Genomic DNA, 18,971 nt, shown 5'->3' on the forward strand with positions numbered 1-18,971 from the left:
GCCGGCAACTCTAACAACCATGGGGATTTTGGGCAAGGCGCAAATGTGTTAACTTTGCGCCCCCGCAGCTGTTCTGGCGGGGCTTAACAGTCTTTTGTAAGAGCATTGTCATGTCAATTGAGCAAGCAGAAATAGAAAAACTGGCGGAGCTGGCGAGAATTCGCATCGCTCCAGAAGAACTCGCGGCTGTCACCAGCGGGATCGCGAGCATTCTAGGCATGGTCGACCAGATGCAGAGTCTGGCCACCAGCGATGTCGAGCCGATGGCAAATCCGCTAGACGCCAGCCAGCGGCTGCGGGAAGACGTTGTTACGGAGGTAGACCAACGCGAAGCGTTCCAGGCGCAGGCGCCAGCGACCCAGGACGGCCTCTATCTGGTACCCAAGGTGATTGACTAAGATGCCCTTTCACAGCCTCAAAGACGTAAGCAGCGGCCTCCAGGCAGGCACCTTTTCCAGCGAAGAGATCAGCGCAGATTATCTACGCCAGATTGAAGCCTCCAATCCTGAGCTCAACGCGTTTATAACCGTGACCGCCGACGCCGCGCTCATCGACGCCCGCAGCGCCGACGCAAGCCGTGCTGCCGGCACAGCGGGGCCCCTCACCGGCGTACCGATGGCGCATAAAGACATATTTTGCACCAGCGACGTTCGTACCAGCTGCGGCTCCCGCATGCTGGACAATTTTGCGCCGCCCTATAATGCCACCGTGGTCAGCAAGCTTGCCGCCGCGGGTATGGTCAGCCTGGGTAAGACCAACATGGACGAGTTCGCTATGGGCTCCTCTAACGAAACCAGCTTTTACGGGCCGGTACGTAACCCCTGGAACACAGATTGCATCCCCGGCGGCTCTTCTGGAGGTTCAGCTGCCGCCGTGGCCGCCGGCATGATACCTGCGGCCACCGGCACCGACACCGGTGGCTCTATCCGGCAACCCGCGGCACTGTGCGGCATCAGCGGCCTTAAGCCTACCTATGGGCGAGTGTCACGGTTGGGCATGGTGGCGTTTGCCTCCAGCCTTGACCAGGGCGGCCCTATGGCACGCAGCGCCGAAGACTGCGCGTTAATGCTGACTGCCATGGCGGGGTTTGACCCCCTGGACTCTACTTCTACCCAGCGCCCTGATGAAGACTTTACAAGGAATCTTGAACAACCGCTGCAGGGGCTCCGCGTGGGCGTACCTGGCGAGTACATGAACGCCGACCTGGAACCAGAATTGGCCAGCGCCATGCAGCAGGCGCTAACTGAATACGAAAAACTGGGAGCCACATTGGTCGACATCTCACTACCTCATACCGAGCTGTCTGTACCCGCCTATTATGTGATCGCGCCCGCAGAGGCATCCACCAACCTGTCACGCTTTGATGGCGTTCGCTACGGCCACCGCTGTGAAAACCCAACAGATCTGCACGATCTTTATACCCGCAGCCGCGATGAAGGTTTTGGCGCTGAAGTGAAACGTCGCATTCTGGTCGGTACCTATGCGCTGTCGGCTGGCTACTACGATGCTTACTATCGCAAAGCACAACAACTGCGACGCCTGATCCAGCAGGATTTTATCGGTGCCTTTGAGCACGTCGACGTCATTATCGGGCCAACCACACCACATCCGGCGTGGAAACTGGGCGCCAAGTCCGATGACCCGGTCGCCATGTACCTGGAAGACCTGTTCACGCTCAGCGTCAACCTGGCGGGGTTGCCCGGCATGTCAATTCCAGCCGGTTTTAGCGACGGCCTGCCGGTTGGTTTGCAGCTTATCGGCAACTACTTTGACGAGGCGCGACTGTTGAACGTTGCCCACCGATATCAGCAGGTCACCGACTGGCACCTGCGCACGCCGACAAGCACTGGCGGGGAGCAATAGATATGCAGTGGGAAACAGTTATCGGCCTTGAGATTCATGTGCAACTGGCCACTCAATCAAAGATATTTTCCGGGGCGGCCACCCGCTTTGGCGCAGCGCCCAACAGCCAGGCCTGCGCGATAGACCTGGCCATGCCAGGCATGCTGCCGGTCCTCAACACAGAAGCCGTGCGCTGCGCGGTGCTATTTGGTCTGGGCATAGACGCCGAAATAGCCAAACGCTCAGTGTTTGACCGCAAAAACTACTTCTATCCAGACCTGCCCAAGGGCTACCAGATTTCGCAGCTGGATTTTCCAATTGTAGGTCGCGGCAGCGTGCAAGTGCAGCTGCCGGATGGCAGCGAAAAAGAAATAGGCGTGACCCGGGCTCACCTTGAGGAAGACGCCGGTAAATCATTGCATGAAGACTATCATGGGATGTCGGGTATTGACCTGAACCGCGCTGGCACCCCGTTGCTGGAAATTGTTTCAGAACCCGATATCCGTAATGCCGAGGAAGCGGTCGCCTACCTGCGGACAATCCACTCCATTATTACCTATCTGGGTGTCTCTGATGGCAACATGGCGGAGGGTTCTATGCGCTGTGATGTAAACATTTCGCTGCGCCCCCGAGGTGAGGAGAAGCTCGGCACCCGCACCGAAATCAAGAACGTCAATTCCTTCCGCTTCGTCGAAAAGGCAATTGCCGTCGAGGTCGCCCGGCAGATGGATATTCTTGAAGATGGCGGTTCTATTGTGCAGGAAACTCGCCTGTACGATGCCGAGCGCAACGAGACGCGATCGATGCGCAGCAAGGAAGTAGCCAACGACTATCGCTATTTTCCGGAGCCCGACCTGCTGCCTATTGAAATCGATGACGCTTATATCGATGCGCTGCGTGAAAAACTGCCAGAGCTACCCCGTCAAAAACGTGAGCGCTTTTGCAGCCAATACCAGCTCAGCGCTTACGATGCCAGTGTGCTGTCAGACTCGCGCACTATTGCCGACTACTTCGAAGCCGTATGTGACGCCTGCAACGACCCAAAACTTGCCGCCAACTGGGTTCAGGGCGAACTGCTGGCGCAGCTCAACCGCACTGAGAGCGACATTGCCGATAGTCCGGTGCCGGCTAGCGAGCTGGGCGTGCTTATCACGCGTATTGCGGACAACACCATCTCTGGCAAAATCGCCAAACAGGTTTTCGAATCAATGTGGAACGGCGAAGGTGGCGTTGATCAGATTATCGAAGCACAGGGGCTCAAGCAGGTCAGCGATAGCGGCGAACTGGAAGCGATGGTGGATACTGTCATTAGCGCCAGCCCCGATCAGGTGCAACAGTATCTTGCCGCCGATGAGGGTAAACGCAAAAAATTATTGGGCTATTTTGTGGGGCAGATTATGAAAGCCTCCAAAGGTCAGGCCAACCCGAAGATGGTCAACGAGTTGCTACACAGCAAACTGGTTTAACAGAGCAGGAGAAGAACATGCGTAAGGATAAAGAAAAAGTACTGGATGAAGTATGGACCGAGGATCGAGTCCGCTCTTTTCTGGAAGTACGCTCCTTCGACCAGACAGACCGCAGCTTTCATATGCTACTGAAAGCCTATCAGAGCATGCGCGCGTCCGATTTCGAAAAATTCGTTGGCTTTTTCACCAATGATGGCCGTGACGTCAATTGCACGAATGGCAACGAAGAGACCGTCCTCTCCATTATCAGCCAACACAACAAAGGCGAAGAATACGCCGCTATTCTGCGTTCAGCCGGCGCCAGCCTGTAGGGCAGCATTTATTCTGCCGGGAGCTGGCTCCAGATTCAGAGCTAGCCGCCCCGGGTGTAGTGCTCGCGATTCTTCTGTTTCTGTTCTTCGCTTTTACGCAATAGAACAAAAACGGCCCCTGTACCGCCCTGCTGGACGGTTGCACTGTGGAACGCCAGCACTTCATCAAACTGCTGCAACCAATGATTCACACAGCCCTTAATAATCGACGACTGCTCCTGCTCACGACTGTTCTGACCCTTACCATGCACAACCTGCACACTGCGCAGACCTAGCTCCTGCGCCTGCATCACAAACTCATAGAGCTCCTTGCGCGAAGCGGTCACCGAGCGCCGGTGCAGATTGAGTAGCGCTTCTGCGGCATAGCGTCCCTGCTTTAGCTTACGAAACACCCCATTCTGAACACCGGGCCGCTTGAAACTAAGCACATACCAGGGGTCTAGCTTAGGCAGGTCGTCAACTTGCAGAAAATTGGGATCACCGGTTTCAGCGACAGCTGCCTGCCGCCGCGCAGCAGCGCTGGCGGCAGCGGGGCCACGTTTGGGCAACACTCGCGCCTCATGCTGCAAAGGGGCGACCCCTGCCATTTCCTGTTGGAACAGGAATTCCTCGTCATCGTTCATGCCGGACAGTATTATGGAAAAATGCCAGCATCGCAAAACACAGATTTCACCTGCTGCCCAATATGTGGCCACCAGAACCAATGCGCCAGGGCAAAATCGGGACAAGAATGCACTTCAGAGAAAACAGCAGACTGTTGGTGTATGCAGGAGCAATTCCCCGCAAGTTTAAAAACCCAGCTGCAGCAGAGCAGTGCACAGGCAGTATGCATATGCGCGAAGTGCCTGCACAGCTATCAGGAGAACCACAATGAGCAATAGCATTAACGATGGCGTGGGTTATTTGCTGACCGGTGCCGGTTTATTGAAGCACCCTTCGCTGCGCGCCTTTGTCATCGTACCGCTGCTTATCAACATTATGATCTTCGGCACCTTGATTGCGCTGACCGTAGGTGAAGTCAGAGACCTCATGGAAAGCTGGATGGCCGCTATTCCGACATGGCTGTCATTTTTGAGCTGGATTATCTGGCCTTTGGTGGTCATCTCGATAGCGATGATTAGCGGCTACCTGTTCACTGCCATTGCGATACTCATCGCCTCACCTTTTAACGCATTGCTGGCAGAGAAGGCCGAAGAGCTAATTACCGGAGAGCCGGCAGATGGCCTGGAAGGTATCGCCGGTGCTTTGATGAGCTTTCCGCGCTCGATCGTCCGGGAATTGGCCAAGTTTCTGTATTACCTGCCACTGCTATTGGCGGTGTTGCTACTCAGCCTGATTCCGCCACTCAGCCCGTTCGCGCCGTTTCTCTGGTTTTTACTGGGAGCATGGATGATGGCCGTACAGTACGTTGACTATCCGATGGACAACCATCTGCTTAGCTTTAAGCAGGTAAAACAGGCGCTGCGCGCCCGACGCACCAGCAGCCTCGGGTTCGGTGGTCTGGTGGCCTTGGCCAGCGGCATTCCCATCGTTAACTTTTTTGTGGTACCCGCGGCCGTTGTTGGCGCCACGGTGTTTTGGTGCGAGGAAATTAGAGGGCAGACCCCGCCCTAGCCCCCGGTTTTATCCAACAGTTCCTGCGGCGGATGCTCACAGGACAACTTGTTACCCAGCAGCGTTTCAATATCGGGCAGCAAAAATGCATCATCTTCACTGGCAAAACTGATTGAAATACCGCTCGCTCCGGCGCGACCGGTACGGCCTATGCGGTGCACATAATCTTCAGGATCTTCCGGTAGATTATAATTAATAACGTGACTGACACCATCCACGTGGATACCGCGACCAGCGACATCGGTAGCTACCAGCACTTTAATGGCACCGGTTTTGAAGTCATCAAGAGTACGGGTGCGCTTGTTCTGGGGAATTTCACCAGACAGAATACCGCAGGTGACACCGCTTTTACGCAAGCGCTCATGCAGGCGGCGAACCTGATCACGACGGTTGGCAAACACAATGACACTGGTAGCCTCATCTGTACGCAACAAGTTGGTAATAACCCGGTAGCGCTCCTCGCTACTGCACATATAAACCCGCTGATCGACACTGTCAGTCGCCACATGCTCAGGCTCAATGTCGATATTGACGGGTTCGAATGTCCACTGCTCTGAAAGATTCAGGATATCCGGCGTAAAAGTGGCACTGAAGAGCAAGGTCTGGCGATGCGATTTAGCGGGCGTAGCGCGCACAATCCGCTTCACCTGAGGGATAAAGCCCATATCCAGCATACGGTCGGCCTCGTCCAGAACCAGACATTCTACCCGGTCCAGGAACAGGTCACGTCGACCCATGAAGTCCAGTAAGCGGCCTGGGGTCGCAACCACAATATCCACTGGGTTACGCTGCAACTGATTAAGCTGCTTCTGGTAATCCATACCACCGATCAAAGTACTCACCTGCAAACCAGTGTGTTTTGCCAAGTCCACAGCATCGGCCGCAATCTGCATCACCAGCTCTCGTGTGGGCGCAATGACGAGACCACGCGGCTCACCCATAAAACGCTCGCCTTCGATAGGGTTCTCGAGCATGTCATTCAGCATGGTGATCAGAAAGGCAGCCGTCTTACCGGTACCGGTCTGGGCCTTACCAATCGCATCATGACCCTGCAGGGTATGCGGCAGGATTCCAGCCTGAATCGGCGAGCAATATTGAAACTGAAGGTCGGCGATGGCATGCAGAATGGTGTCGTCCAGGCCCAGATCGTGAAAGCGCGTTTGGCCTTCCTGCTCGGGCACCTGAAATTGGTCTGGGCTCCAGGACGTGTCCTGATTGGCCGCGTTACGTTTCCTTGTCAAATCTATGCTACTCGTCTGTTAGGGAAAAAAGCGCGCCATTCTAACACTTTTATGTCAACAACCGTACTTTGATATGACGGGGCCCGCAGCGCGCACATAAAGTTGCGTTGCTGGCCACCTGACCCCAGACTCCTGCGGCAATGAACGAATCTCCCAACACTGACGGTAATTTCCGCCATGAGACCAGCGCCATGCTCAAGCTGGCGCTGCCTATGCTGGTTGCCCAGTTGGCACAGATGGGGACCGGCGTGGTCGACACCATCATGGCAGGGCGCTATGCAGCTGAAGATCTGGCCGCTATCGCTATCGGCTACAACTTTTGGCTTCCCGTCTACCTAATCAGTCTAGGCATCATGCTGGCGGTCACCTCAATTGTCGCTCAACATTTTGGTGCTGGGCGCATTCAACAGTTGCGACGCTGTCTGCCACAGGCTGTCTGGCTGGCTTTGGGGCTGGGAATACTGAGCATGCCGCTGCTACTGTTTCCCGGGCCAGTTCTCGACCTGCTGAATCTGGAGGCCACAACGCAGGAAAAAAGCCGCCAATATTTGTGGGCCTGCGCCTGGGGTTTGCCGGGTGCTGCGTTGTTTCAAGCGCTGCGCTGCCATACTCAGGGGGTCGGTATTGTGCGCCCGTTTGCGATAGCCAGTGTGATTGGCTTTGGTGCCAATGTACCGCTCAACTACGCCTTTATTTACGGCCACTGGGGCCTGCCTGAAATGGGCGCAGCCGGGTGTGGCTGGGCCACCGCTATCTCCATGTGGATAACCCCAATATTGATCGCTTTCTATATCGCACGCTCCAAACCCCTGCGCCAATACCTGCCGGAAATGCGTATACACGCGCCAGACTGGCCCCAGATGCGTGAGATACTGGTCTTGGGTGTACCCATCGGCCTCACCTTTTTCCTGGAAGTCGCCGTGTTCTCGGTCATCGCTTTTATGATTGCTACTCAGGGCAATACCGCCATCGCCGCCCACCAAATCGGCTTCAACATCTACGATATTATTTACGTGCCACTGATCAGCGTCGGCGCCGCCATGACCACCCGCATGGGGCACGCCATTGGTGCTGGCTCGATGCCCGCCGTATCACGCAGTCTTTACAGCGGCATGCTGATCTCGTTTGGGGTGTTGATGCTGGTGGCTCCTATTCTCATATGGCTGCCCGACATGGTCGCACGCATTTACACCCAGGATACGGCGATACGAAATCTGGCCGTCACATTGCTGCAACTGACCTCCCTGTTCGTCATATTTGATATGTTGGCCGTGATGACCTCGGCGGCGCTGCGCGCCTTCAAGGATACGGTTTTTCCGTTTGTGGTCATGGGCATTGCTTACTGGGCGGTGGCCTTACCGCTGGGCTACTGGCTGGGTTTGGCCGACCCTGAATCCAGCACCTATGGGCCTCGCGGCTTCTGGATAGCCATGATTTTGGGCATAGCAATTGCTGCTATATTGTCTGGATGGCGCCTGCAACGCTGGATGCGCCAGCCGCTGGATCGCCAGCCGCTGGATCGCCAGCCACCTAACGCGAACCACACACCGGACAGTTAACTGCTGGTTGCAGATTGATACGGCGCACCTGCAACGACCAACCATCAACCATCAGCAGCTTACCCCGCAACGGCTCGCCAAACTGCGCCAACACTTTGACGGCTTCAAGCGCCTGCAAACTACCGATAACCCCTACCATAGGTGCCAACACGCCACTTTCGGCACAACTGAGGTCAGCGTCCTCCGGAGCATCCGGATACAGGCATTGGTAACACGCGGTCCCGCTGGCCGGGTCAAACACGCCAACCTGCCCTTCGCTGCGAATCGCAGCCCCGGACACCAGCGGAATATTGGCGGCCACGCAGGCCTGATTAACAGCAAACCGGCTAGCAAAACTATCACTGGCGTCGACCACCAGGTCAATCCCTTCCAACAAGCCCGCCAGGGTCTCGCCATCGGCCCTTATGGCAAATCGCTCGACCTGCGTATCACTGTTAATAGCGGCAATACTGCGCGCCGCGGAGTCAACTTTCAGCGCGCCCACGTCAGCCTCTCCATGAGCGATCTGGCGCTGTAAATTGCTGGACTCGACCACATCATCATCTACCAGTCGCAAGGTACCCACCCCCGCCGCAGCCAGATACAAGGCTGCGGGACAACCCAGACCACCCAAACCCAATATCAACACATTGGCTGCCAGTAATCGTTCCTGACCGGCAATATCAAGCTCTCCCAGCATGATCTGCCGGTTGTAACGCAATAACTGTTCGTCATTTAGCACAGTTCAACTCCTGCTATACCGATGCCGGCGGCAGCCAGCAGCCGCCACTGACCCGCTCTATGCCGGCCAGATCACGGCGTGACTGCACTGCACTAAAACCGCGTTTCTCCAGCAACTCACGCACGGCTGGAGCTTGATTATAACCATGCTCCAGTAATAGCCAGCCAGACGCTGCCAGGTGGAGTGGGGCCTGCTCAACTAGCCTGCGAATCGCATCCAGGCCGTCGCTACCACTGGCTAAAGCCTGACGCGGCTCAAAACGTAAATCGCCCTGTTCCAAGTGCACATCCGAACTCTCAATATAGGGCGGATTGCTCACCAGTAGCTGCCAGTCAGGTTGCTCAGAGAAAGGTTCAAACCAGGACCCGGCGCGTAGCTCTACGTTTGCCAGTGCCAGACGTTTAACATTGTCAGCCAGCACTGCCAGCGCCTCGGTGCTGATATCTGTGGCGCACACCTGCCAGAGCGGGCGTTCGCTGGCCAGCGCTAACGCTACAGCACCACTGCCACTGCCCAGATCAGCGATCGCTGCCGTCGCCGGCAGCTTTAAGTCCAACGCCCATTCAACCAGTGCTTCGGTATCCGCACGGGGAATTAAGGTGTGCTGGTTTACTTTCAGAGTGAGTGACCAGAATTCGCGCTCGCCGGTAATATAAGCCAACGGCTCGCCCAGCCTGCGACGTTCCAGCGCGGTCAGATAGGCCTGCTGCTGAGCGGCGTCCACCTGGGCCTCGGGCCATGCGAAGAGATAATTACGCTGACGCTGCAGATAAAAACACAGCAATACCTCGGCCTCGCGGGCAGCTTCCCCACCGGGTAAGTCTGCCGCCAGCGCCAACAGTTCTGCCACACTGGCCATGCCTAGCCCTCGTCGGCAAGCGCTGCCAGCTGGTCGGCCTGGTACTCCTGCCGCAAGGGCTCGACAACAGCGCCCAGTTCTCCTTCCATGACTTCATCCAATTTGTACAGCGTCAGATTGATGCGATGGTCGGTAACCCGTCCCTGAGGGAAATTATAGGTACGAATCCGGTCTGAGCGGTCACCCGTGCCAACCAGATTACGACGCTCTTCAGCTTGCTCAGCTGCCTGCTTGTCCTGAGCCCCGGATAGTAATCGTGCCGACAGTAAGGACATAGCACGCGCCTTGTTTTTATGCTGTGAACGCTCATCCTGGCACTCAACCACCATGCCGGTGGGCAGGTGAGTAATTCTCACCGCAGAGTCAGTTTTGTTGACGTGCTGACCACCGGCGCCAGAGGCGCGATAAGTATCAATGCGCAGATCACCTTTGTTGAGTTCTATGGCATCAACTTCATCCGCTTCCGGCAATATCGCTACGGTACAGGCAGAAGTATGAATACGCCCTTGCGACTCGGTTTCGGGTACCCGCTGCACCCGGTGGGCGCCAGATTCAAATTTTAGCCGCGCATAAACGTCCGCACCGACAACCCGCGCGATAATCTCCTTGTAGCCGCCATGGTCACCAGAGCGCTCGCTGATGACCTCAATCTGCCAGCGATTAGCTTCGGCAAATCGCGAATACATCCGAAACAGATCGCCGGAGAAAATAGCCGCTTCGTCGCCACCGGTGCCCGCGCGAATTTCCAGAAACACGTTGTGTGAATCGTTAGGATCGCGGGGCAGCAGCAGAGTTTGCAGCTCGGCCTCCAGTGCATCGCGCTGCTGTTCGCCGCTAGCGAGCTCATCCTCGCCCATAGCGCGCAGCTCAGGATCGCTATCTTTGAGCATAGTGGTGGCTTCGCCAATATCTTCAAGCACGCGCTGGTAGTTGCGGAAGCAGAGCACCACGGCATCTACCTCGGCATACTCCTGCGACAGCTCCCGAAAGCGGTTCTGATCAGAAATAATTTCACTGTCGCTCAACAAGGCACTGAGCTCCTCGTGACGATCTGCCAGGGCATCGAGCTTGGTTATTAGCGATTGCTTCATTTGAGTTTTGTGTCAGTCCTGTTGGTGATCATCAATGCCTAGCAGGCGCCGGCCTGCCAGCAGCACATCTTCATGCCCTTCGGCACTCGCGCGCTTGAGCTCAATGGTGGGTGCATGAATCAGCTTGTTGGTTAAACTGCGGGCCAACTGCGCCACAACTTGCTCTGCAGAACCGCCACGGGCCAAGTCTTGCAGAGCGCGTTCAACTTCTGCATCACGCATGGCCTCGGCCTGACTGCGCAGTGCCCGCACCGTATCCACCGCGCCACGCGAGCGCAGTTCCTTTTCAAATTCGACCACGCCGGCGGCTATCAACTCATCGGCCCGCCGCGCTTCATCGCGGCGCGCTGCCAGATTCTGATCGACAATTTCACGTAAGTCATCGACGCTGTAGAGGTAAATATCGTCAAGCTCGCCGACCTGAGATTCTATGTCACGTGGTACGGCGATATCGACCATCAAAATGGGGCGATGCTTGCGCACCTTCATCGCCTGCTCAACTGCGCCTTTGCCGAGAATAGGCAGTTGGCTGGCGGTTGAAGTAATCACAATATCACTGGTTTCCAGCTGCACCGGTATATCGGCCAGTAAAATGGCTTCTACACCAAATTTTTGCGCCAGCTCCCGAGCCCGACCCAGCGTCCTGTTGGCTACCACAATTTTACCGACCCCGGCATCGGACAAATGGCGTGCCACCAACTCTATGGTTTCCCCGGCGCCTACCAGTAAAGCCTTGGTCTCTTTGAGATCGGCAAAAATGCGCCCGGCCAGGTTGACTGCCGCATAGGCTACCGATACCGGGTTTTCACCGATGGCAGTGTCGGTACGGACTTTCTTGGCCACGGAAAACACGGTGGGAATGATGCGCCCGAGCTCAACACCAATAGTGCCGGCCTCATCCGCCACGGCGTAGGCAGACTTCATCTGACCCAGAATTTGCGGCTCACCCAGTACCATCGAATCCAGCCCGCTGGCGACCTGCATGAGGTGCTGTATGGCCAGACTATCATTGTGCTGATAGCAATTATCTGCAATCTGCTCGGGCTGCAGATGATGGTACTCCGCCAACCACTGCAAGGCTCGCGGGCCGGCATCAGCGTCTGCTGCAGCATTGGTAAAGCAGAGTTCGGTACGGTTACACGTAGACAGTATCAGCAACTCACCCAGGCCCACCTGGGCGCAGGCGTGTTGATGCGCCTCCACCAGCTGCTCGGGAGCAAACGCCACGCGCTCGCGTACCTCCACTGCTGCAGAATTGTGATTGATGCCAAGGACCGTCAGGCTCATAGTGCTCGTCAAGTTACCGAAAAAGCTGGCGGGTAGCCAGTGGGCGAAAAAGGGCGCGATTTTAACAACTTAACCACAAAAAAGCAGGCACAATCTGTGCACTGTAGGCGAATCGCGCCAGCTGTGTCATCATTAACCGATGCGGTATATCCATTTCGTCATTTTCTGTCTCCTGCTTCTCGTCGGATGCGCCCAGACTCCAGAATTGCAAACAGCCAGTGAACCAGCGGCTGAGCCTATAGCAGCACCCGTCGCAGACGAAGAGCCCGCCGCACCCGTTGCGGAAGTGCGGGTCACTCCGCAACGCCCGTTTCCCGATGATAGCCTCTACAGCCTGCTGGTCGCCGAGTTTGCTCTGCGTCGCCGCAAATATGAGCAGGCGCTGCAAAACTACACCGAATTGGCGCCACAGCTACGTGATACAGCCGTCAGCGCCCGCGCCACGCGCCTGGCGCAGTACATGCGCGATGACCAGTCTGCCATAACCGCGGCGCAACTGTGGGCAGAACTCGACCCGGATCAGATGGAGGCGCACCTGATGCTGGCAAACATGCTGGCTCGTCGCGGCCAGACTCTGGAAGCGCTGCCGCACATGATTGCCCTCACTCGCGCCGGCGGGGCCGCCAACTACTCGGCGCTGGCCACCGGCTTTGAGCAGCTGAGCAACGGGCAGAAGCAAAAATTACTGGATACCATTAATCAACTGCGTCTGGAGCAGCCGCAGGACACCCAATTAATGATCTGCAAGGCCCTGTTGCTTGAAAATCTGGGACAGACTCCGGCCGCTGTCGACGAACTACAGGCGGTTTTCGTCATTGATGATCAACAGCTGCAGGCGATTGTTCTGGAAGCCAAGCTCAAGCAAGATCTGGGACAGCATGACGGTCTGTACGATCGCATTATTACCGCACTAGAGGCCAATCCCGACAATAGCTTGCTGCGGATGCAGTATGCACGGCTCTTAACCCGCACCGACTTGAGTGAGGCGCGCACCCAGTTTACCTATCTGCTAGAGCGCGCTCCGGATGACTCCAACCTGCTGCTCTCGGTGGCCCTGATAGAAATGGAACTGGGTAATATTGCCGAGGCGAAACCCCATCTGGAAGCACTGCTGCGACTCGACACCCGAACCGATGAAGCGCACCTGTACCTGGGCAGGATCGCAGAGCAACATCAGCGCTTTGATGATGCCCTGCTGCACTACAAAAATATTACCCCAGCCGGGGATTTCGGTTTCGCCACCGGCCGCATAGCAGCGCTGGCGCTGGCGGCGGGCAAAGATCAGGAATTGCGCTTTTACCTGGCCCAACTGCGGCAACAGTATCCACGTCTGCGTGAGCAGCTCTACGCCATAGAAATCGATAGCCTGAGCAGCACCAATCGCACTGGCGAGGCCCTGCAGACCGCCAACGTCGCCCTGCTGGAGTTACCCGACAGTTCTGACCTGCAATATATGCGTTCGATGCTCTATGAAGCTCAGGGCAACCTGAACGCCATGGAACGCGATATGCGGCTGATTCTGGAGCGAGATCCAGACAACGCAACCGTGCTCAACGCGCTTGGCTATACTCTCGCAGATCGCACTGACCGCCTGGCAGAGGCCGAGATGATGATTACCCGCGCCCTGCAGCTCCAGCCCGATGAACCCGCAGTCATCGATAGTATGGGGTGGGTCAAATATAGATTGGGTGAGGTTGAAGAAGCCCTCACCTACCTCCAGCGAGCCTATGTGCTATTCCCAGACCCGGAAGTTGCCGCCCACTACGGTGAAGTACTCTGGGTCAGTGGCGATCAGGAACAGGCGCTGGAAATTTGGCGTGCCGCCCTGCTGGTTAAACCCGGTCACAGTCTGGTGCTAAAAACCATGCGCCGGCTGGGAGCCCCGGTCGTCGCCGAGTAAATGACTTACCTGTCACGCTCTTCAATGCTGCTCATGCTGGCGCTGCTGGGAGCCTGCGCGGCAGCCCCCCTAACCCCCGCAGGCGCAGACTGGCAAACCAATCGCGACGCACTCACCGCGCTCGATAACTGGCAGCTGCGCGGCAAATTGGCCGTCGTTACACAGGACAGTGCCGATAGCGTTAACGTCAATTGGAACCAGCAAGGTGCCATCACCCACCTGATATTGTCAGGCCCCATTGGCTGGGGCCGCGCCAGTATTAACAGCGACGGACAAACGCTGCAGCTGGAGCGCAACGGAGAAACAAGCACCGTTATGCTCGATGATGAACGTGCTCTGGTGCGTTTGTTGGGCTGGCCCATGCCGGTGGCGCTGTTACCCTGGTGGATACGAGGGCTGCCAGCACCGGACCTGCCGGTAGATGTGTTGGAACTGCAACAGGGTCAGCTGCGTGTGCTTTCCCAACAGGGCTGGCAACTGACCTACGAGCGCTACCAACCGGTTGGAGAGCTGCAGCTACCGAGCAAGATTCGGTTTCGCAGCGAGGGCGCCGAAGGCAAAATACTGATCAAGCAATGGCTGCCGGACCCAACACCGTGAAGCTGCTGTCTCCGGCCAAACTTAATCTGATGCTGCACATTGTCGGGCGTCGCAGCGACGGCTATCACGAATTGCAGACGTTGTTCCAACTGCTGGACTACGGCGACACCATGGATTTTGAAGCCACCGACAGCCCAGAACTAAACGTCAACTGCGCCGGCCTTGAACTACCACCACAGCAAAACCTGGCCTATCGCGCCGCACATTTGCTTCAGCAACACAGTCAATGTCGACGCGGCGCCAGCATAAAGTGGCAAAAGCAACTTCCCAGCGGTGGCGGTCTGGGTGGTGGCAGCTCCAACGCAGCAACCACATTACTCGCCCTCAACCGGCTCTGGGACTTACACCTTAGCTTGGACGAACTGGCGGCGCTCGGTCAGCAATTGGGCGCCGATGTGCCCGTTTTTGTGCGCGGACACAGCGCCTGGGCGGAAGGTATAGGCGAAAAACTGGTGCCGGTGGAGCTCCCGGAACGCTGGTATGTGGTCATTAAACCGGCCTGTCAGGTGTCTACCGCAGAAGTTTTTGCAAATGAGCAATTGACACGGAACACGCCAACAATCAAAATGGCGACCGTTTTTGCACAGGGTGGGCATAACGACTGTGAAATGGTCGTACGCCAGATGTATCCCGCTGTAGATAAAGCATTGATTTGGCTAAATAAATTCAGCCAAGCCAAACTGACCGGTACCGGGGCGTGTGTGTTTGCTGACTTTGCCAATAAGCAACAGGCAAATACCGTGATCCGACAGTTGCCAGACAGCTGGCAGGGTTTTATCGCTAAAGGGGTCAATCTATCGCCCGTGCACGCTGCATTAGCCTGAAGCAGCACAGTTTATTGGGGTGTCGCCAAGCGGCAAGGCACCAGGTTTTGATCCTGGCATTCGCAAGTTCGAATCTTGCCACCCCAGCCATATAGGTCTGGGCAAAGTTACAAGACTTTGCCCGGACAATTTGCCACATAGACCGGCACACATATCCGGTGCCCTGCCATCGGAATCGCAGAGGTCAACTCCATCACTCCAGGGGAAGTCAAAGTGTCCGTAAAAATGATGGTCTTTAGTGGCAATGCCAACCCGACATTAGCCGATAAAGTCGCTGGCAAGCTACAACTGCCGCTGGGCAATGCCAATGTCGGCCAGTTCAGCGATGGCGAAGTAGCTGTTGAGCTCAACGAAAACGTTCGCGGTAAGGACGTCTTCGTATTACAGCCCACCTGCGCACCTACCAACGACAATCTGATGGAACTGATTGTCATGATTGACGCGCTGCGCCGCGCCTCAGCAGCCCGTATCACCGCTGTAGTCCCCTATTTTGGCTATGCCCGCCAGGATCGCCGCGTGCGCTCTTCGCGAGTCCCTATTAGCGCCAAAGTCGTGGCCGACATGATGGTGGGCGTAGGCGTTGACCGGGTCTTAACCGTTGACCTGCACGCTGAGCAAATCCAGGGCTTCTTTGGTTGCCCGGTAGACAACATCTACGCGTCACCCATTCTGAAAGAAGATATCGTGCACTGCCGCTACGAAAACCTCATGGTGGTGTCGCCTGATATCGGCGGTGTGGTTAGAGCGCGAGCCATAGCCAAACAACTGGATGATGCGGATCTTGCCATCATCGACAAACGCCGTCCGCAGGCCAATGAAGCACAGGTGATGAACATTATTGGTGACGTCACCGGTCGCACCTGCCTGTTGGTAGACGACATGGTGGATACCGCCGGTACCTTGTGCAAAGCCGCCGAAGCACTCAAAAATGCCGGCGCCGAGCGCGTCGTCGCCTACTGTACTCATGCAGTATTGTCAGGCAATGCCATTAGTAATCTTAGCGCCTCCGTGCTCGACGAGCTGGTGGTCACAGACACGATTCCTCTTAGCGATGAAGCAATAGCATGCGGACGCATTCGACAGCTGACTATCGCCCCGCTACTGGCTGAGTCCATTCGCAGGGTGAGCAACGAAGAATCAATTAGCGCGCTGTTCGACTGAACAGCGTTTATTAAACCACCGGTTTGACTGGTCGAAGGTCAACCGGTGCATTTATCAAAGGAGTCCAGACCATGTCTGACACATTTGAAATAGAAGCCACGGCACGCGCCGACAAAGGGAAAGGTTCGAGCCGCCGCCTGCGTCGTCTGGCCGACCACATCCCCGCCATCATTTATGGCGGTGAGACAGAGCCACAGCCGCTGACACTGATCCGCAAGGATCTGGAAAAGGCGCTTGAGAACGAAGCTTTTTACAGCCACGTACTGGCCATCAGTATTGACGGCAAGAGCGAGAAAGCGATTCTCAAAGACCTGCAACGTCACCCTGCCAATAACCTGGTGATGCACGCTGACTTCATGCGCATCAACGTCAATGTGAAGATCAAAGTGAACGTACAGATTCACTTTATCAACGAAACCGAGTGCTACGGCGTCAAAACCGAAGGCGGTATGGTTCAGCATCAGGCTACCGATGTAGAAGTTCTGTGTCTGCCAGGTGATATCCCCGAGTACCTGGAAGTCGATATGCTTGATGTGAAGGTGGGTGACATTATCCACTTGACCGATATCAAGCTGCCAGAAGGCGTAGAGTCTACCGCGCTGTCTCTGGGTGAAGACCACGATCTGGCAATCGCCAGCGTACTGGCACCTAAGGGCAATACTGAAGAAGAGGAAGAAGCCGCAGCAGCTGAAGCCGCTGAAGCTGATGGCGCAGAAGCTGATGGCGATAAGGAAGGCGACAGCGAGGACTAGATTCCTCTCTGTCGGTCTGTGCCCGCATTGTCCGAGCCCATCAAACTGATTGTAGGATTGGGAAACCCCGGTGAAAAATACCGGGGTACTCGGCACAATGCCGGCGCCGATTTCGTCGCAACGCTAGCCCAACAGCACGGTGTCACCTTGCAACCGGAGTCCAAGTTTTTTGGTCTTGCCGGCAGACTGCAAGCCGGTGATATGGATATACGGCTACTCATACCCACCACCTATATGAATCGCAGCGGTCAGGCGGTTTCATCAATGGCAAAATTCTTCAAAATTGACGTCGCCAATATTCTGGTCGCTCACGATGAGCTCGACTTTGCTCCCGGTGAAGCGCGTTTCAAGATAGGCGGCGGACACGGCGGCCATAATGGCCTGCGCGATATTATCAGCGCCATGAGCGCTGACTTTGTGCGTCTGCGCATTGGTATTGGCCACCCCGGCAGTGCGCCCGAGGTAACCAATTACGTACTGAAGCCGGCCTCGCAAAGCGACCGGCTGCTGATTACCGACAGCCTGGACCGCAGCGCAGATACGTTGCCCATGCTTGCCGCCGGTGAGCTGGCCAAAGCAACCCACCAATTGCACAGCAGCAATTAATAACCAGTTAAAGGATTACCACCATGGGATTTAAATGCGGCATCGTCGGTCTGCCTAACGTCGGCAAATCGACCCTGTTCAACGCCCTGACCAAGGCTGGCATCGGGGCGGAGAACTTCCCCTTTTGCACCATCGAGCCCAACGCCGGTGTAGTACCGGTGCCTGACCCTCGGCAAGACAAAATCGTCGCACTGGTCAAACCCGAAAAAACCATTGCCACCACCATGGAGTTCGTCGACATCGCCGGACTGGTAGCAGGCGCCTCCAAGGGTGAGGGCTTGGGCAACCAGTTTCTCGCCAATATTCGCGAGACTGATGCCATTGCTCACGTGGTGCGCTGCTTTGATGATGAAAACGTCATTCATGTCGCCAACAAAATTGACCCACTCAATGATATCGAGATCATCAACACCGAACTGGCACTGGCTGACCTGGAGAGCTGCGACAAAGCGCTGCAGAAGGTCCTGCGCACCGCCAAGGGTGGTGACAAGGAATCCATTGCCCTCAAGGCACTGCTGGAAGACAAGCTGCTACCGCACTTAAACGAAGCGCTGCCAGCGCGGGCGCTGGATCTCGACGACGATGAGCGAGCTCTGGTAGGCACCCTACACCTGCTAACAATCAAACCCACCATGTACATCGCCAATGTCGATGAAGACGGCATGGATGGCAACGAACACGTAGCGCAGGTAAAAAAGCTGGCAGATGCCGAGAACGCCGTGATGGTCGTTATTTGCAACAAGCTGGAAGCCGAAATAAGCGAACTGGAAGATGACGAACGCGATGAATTTCTGGCTGAGCTAGGCCTGGAAGAGCCCGGCCTGGACCGCGTCATACGCGCTGGTTACAACCTGTTACACCTGCATACCTACTTCACAGCTGGCGAAAAAGAAGTACGCGCCTGGACGGTAAAAGTCGGCGCCACCGCGCCACAGGCCGCGGGCGTGATTCATACCGACTTTCAAAAAGGCTTTATTCGCGCCGAGGTAGTCGGCTATGACGACTTCATCGCCAATAGCGGTGAACAGGGTGCCAAGGATGCTGGTCGCTGGCGTCTGGAAGGCAAGGAATACGTAGTGCAGGATGGCGATATCATGCACTTTCGCTTTAACGTCTAGGTCCACGCCTTCACGGCTT

Annotated in this window: 20 protein-coding genes and 1 tRNA gene; 15 read left to right on the forward strand and 6 right to left on the reverse strand. The window is 56.2% G+C overall.

What is annotated here, in order from left to right; translation table 11 throughout:
• Positions 1-110 precede the first annotated feature (110 nt).
• The 4 genes from gatC to EYC98_RS16590 are packed head-to-tail and all read left to right on the forward strand — an operon-like array spanning position 111 to position 3,619.
• Positions 111-398, forward strand: coding sequence for an Asp-tRNA(Asn)/Glu-tRNA(Gln) amidotransferase subunit GatC (gene gatC / locus EYC98_RS16575; protein ID WP_279246488.1), 288 nt, complete (start codon positions 111-113; stop codon positions 396-398).
• A gap of 1 nt (position 399) precedes the next feature.
• Positions 400-1,863 carry an Asp-tRNA(Asn)/Glu-tRNA(Gln) amidotransferase subunit GatA gene (gene gatA, locus EYC98_RS16580; RefSeq protein WP_279246489.1) on the forward strand — a complete coding sequence of 488 codons (1,464 nt, stop codon included), beginning with the start codon at positions 400-402 and terminating at the stop codon, positions 1,861-1,863.
• Positions 1,864-1,865: 2 nt separating this feature from the next.
• Positions 1,866-3,308, forward strand: coding sequence for an Asp-tRNA(Asn)/Glu-tRNA(Gln) amidotransferase subunit GatB (gene gatB, locus EYC98_RS16585; RefSeq protein WP_279246490.1), 1,443 nt, complete (start codon positions 1,866-1,868; stop codon positions 3,306-3,308).
• Between the two features lie 17 nt (positions 3,309-3,325).
• The gene (locus EYC98_RS16590; RefSeq protein ID WP_279246491.1) at positions 3,326-3,619 is read left to right on the forward strand and encodes a PA4642 family protein; all 294 of its coding nucleotides are present in this window, start codon (positions 3,326-3,328) and stop codon (positions 3,617-3,619) included.
• Between the two features lie 41 nt (positions 3,620-3,660).
• On the opposite strand, the gene smrA is transcribed toward EYC98_RS16590, so the two are convergent.
• Positions 3,661-4,242 (reverse strand): DNA endonuclease SmrA, encoded by a 582-nt coding sequence (gene smrA / locus EYC98_RS16595; RefSeq protein ID WP_279246492.1) that lies wholly within the window; start codon positions 4,240-4,242, stop codon positions 3,661-3,663.
• 21 nt (positions 4,243-4,263) lie between these two features.
• Between smrA and EYC98_RS21800 the strand changes: the two genes are divergently transcribed.
• Positions 4,264-4,500: a cysteine-rich CWC family protein gene (locus EYC98_RS21800; protein ID WP_420887189.1), complete on the forward strand. Its 237-nt coding sequence runs from the start codon at positions 4,264-4,266 to the stop codon at positions 4,498-4,500.
• A complete protein-coding gene (gene cysZ, locus EYC98_RS16600) occupies positions 4,490-5,233 on the forward strand; it encodes a sulfate transporter CysZ (protein WP_279246493.1) in 744 nt (247 codons plus the stop codon). The genes EYC98_RS21800 and cysZ overlap by 11 nt, the downstream gene beginning before the upstream one ends.
• Here cysZ and rhlB read toward each other — a convergent pair.
• On the reverse strand, positions 5,230-6,474 hold the full coding sequence (gene rhlB / locus EYC98_RS16605; RefSeq protein ID WP_279246494.1) for an ATP-dependent RNA helicase RhlB: 1,245 nt from the start codon (positions 6,472-6,474) through the stop codon (positions 5,230-5,232). The two genes, cysZ and rhlB, sit on opposite strands and share 4 nt — an antisense overlap.
• 140 nt (positions 6,475-6,614) lie before the next feature.
• Here rhlB and EYC98_RS16610 point away from each other — a divergent pair, with 140 nt between their 5' ends.
• On the forward strand, positions 6,615-8,033 hold the full coding sequence (locus EYC98_RS16610) for an MATE family efflux transporter (RefSeq protein WP_279246495.1): 1,419 nt from the start codon (positions 6,615-6,617) through the stop codon (positions 8,031-8,033).
• Here EYC98_RS16610 and EYC98_RS16615 read toward each other — a convergent pair.
• Genes EYC98_RS16615 through hemA form a run of 4 tightly spaced genes read right to left on the reverse strand, consistent with a single transcriptional unit; the run spans position 8,005 to position 11,991 of the window.
• Positions 8,005-8,712: a HesA/MoeB/ThiF family protein gene (locus tag EYC98_RS16615; protein WP_420887190.1), complete on the reverse strand. Its 708-nt coding sequence runs from the start codon at positions 8,710-8,712 to the stop codon at positions 8,005-8,007. The two genes, EYC98_RS16610 and EYC98_RS16615, sit on opposite strands and share 29 nt — an antisense overlap.
• 55 nt (positions 8,713-8,767) lie before the next feature.
• Positions 8,768-9,613: a peptide chain release factor N(5)-glutamine methyltransferase gene (prmC, locus tag EYC98_RS16620; RefSeq protein ID WP_279246497.1), complete on the reverse strand. Its 846-nt coding sequence runs from the start codon at positions 9,611-9,613 to the stop codon at positions 8,768-8,770.
• Between the two features lie 2 nt (positions 9,614-9,615).
• On the reverse strand, positions 9,616-10,704 hold the full coding sequence (gene prfA, locus EYC98_RS16625) for a peptide chain release factor 1 (protein ID WP_279246498.1): 1,089 nt from the start codon (positions 10,702-10,704) through the stop codon (positions 9,616-9,618).
• Positions 10,705-10,716: 12 nt separating this feature from the next.
• Positions 10,717-11,991 carry a glutamyl-tRNA reductase gene (gene hemA / locus EYC98_RS16630; RefSeq protein ID WP_279246499.1) on the reverse strand — a complete coding sequence of 425 codons (1,275 nt, stop codon included), beginning with the start codon at positions 11,989-11,991 and terminating at the stop codon, positions 10,717-10,719.
• 205 nt (positions 11,992-12,196) lie between these two features.
• Between hemA and EYC98_RS16635 the strand changes: the two genes are divergently transcribed.
• The 8 genes from EYC98_RS16635 to ychF all read left to right on the forward strand — a co-directional run bounded on the left by EYC98_RS16635 (position 12,197) and on the right by ychF (position 18,952).
• Positions 12,197-13,891: a tetratricopeptide repeat protein gene (locus tag EYC98_RS16635; protein ID WP_279246500.1), complete on the forward strand. Its 1,695-nt coding sequence runs from the start codon at positions 12,197-12,199 to the stop codon at positions 13,889-13,891.
• Positions 13,892-14,491: a lipoprotein insertase outer membrane protein LolB gene (lolB, locus tag EYC98_RS16640; RefSeq protein ID WP_279246501.1), complete on the forward strand. Its 600-nt coding sequence runs from the start codon at positions 13,892-13,894 to the stop codon at positions 14,489-14,491.
• Positions 14,467-15,315: a 4-(cytidine 5'-diphospho)-2-C-methyl-D-erythritol kinase gene (gene ispE / locus EYC98_RS16645; RefSeq protein ID WP_279246502.1), complete on the forward strand. Its 849-nt coding sequence runs from the start codon at positions 14,467-14,469 to the stop codon at positions 15,313-15,315. The genes lolB and ispE overlap by 25 nt, the downstream gene beginning before the upstream one ends.
• Before the next feature lie 15 nt (positions 15,316-15,330).
• A tRNA-Gln gene (locus EYC98_RS16650) sits at positions 15,331-15,405 on the forward strand.
• 138 nt (positions 15,406-15,543) lie between these two features.
• The gene (locus EYC98_RS16655; protein ID WP_279246629.1) at positions 15,544-16,476 is read left to right on the forward strand and encodes a ribose-phosphate pyrophosphokinase; all 933 of its coding nucleotides are present in this window, start codon (positions 15,544-15,546) and stop codon (positions 16,474-16,476) included.
• 71 nt (positions 16,477-16,547) lie between these two features.
• A complete protein-coding gene (locus tag EYC98_RS16660; RefSeq protein WP_279246503.1) occupies positions 16,548-17,228 on the forward strand; it encodes a 50S ribosomal protein L25/general stress protein Ctc in 681 nt (226 codons plus the stop codon).
• A gap of 27 nt (positions 17,229-17,255) precedes the next feature.
• A complete protein-coding gene (gene pth / locus EYC98_RS16665; RefSeq protein WP_279246504.1) occupies positions 17,256-17,834 on the forward strand; it encodes an aminoacyl-tRNA hydrolase in 579 nt (192 codons plus the stop codon).
• Between the two features lie 23 nt (positions 17,835-17,857).
• Positions 17,858-18,952 (forward strand): redox-regulated ATPase YchF, encoded by a 1,095-nt coding sequence (gene ychF, locus EYC98_RS16670; RefSeq protein WP_279246505.1) that lies wholly within the window; start codon positions 17,858-17,860, stop codon positions 18,950-18,952.
• Positions 18,953-18,971: the final 19 nt, after the last annotated feature.

This window comes from Candidatus Litorirhabdus singularis (assembly GCF_026262625.1).
GTDB lineage: Bacteria > Pseudomonadota > Gammaproteobacteria > Pseudomonadales > Halieaceae > Litorirhabdus > Litorirhabdus singularis.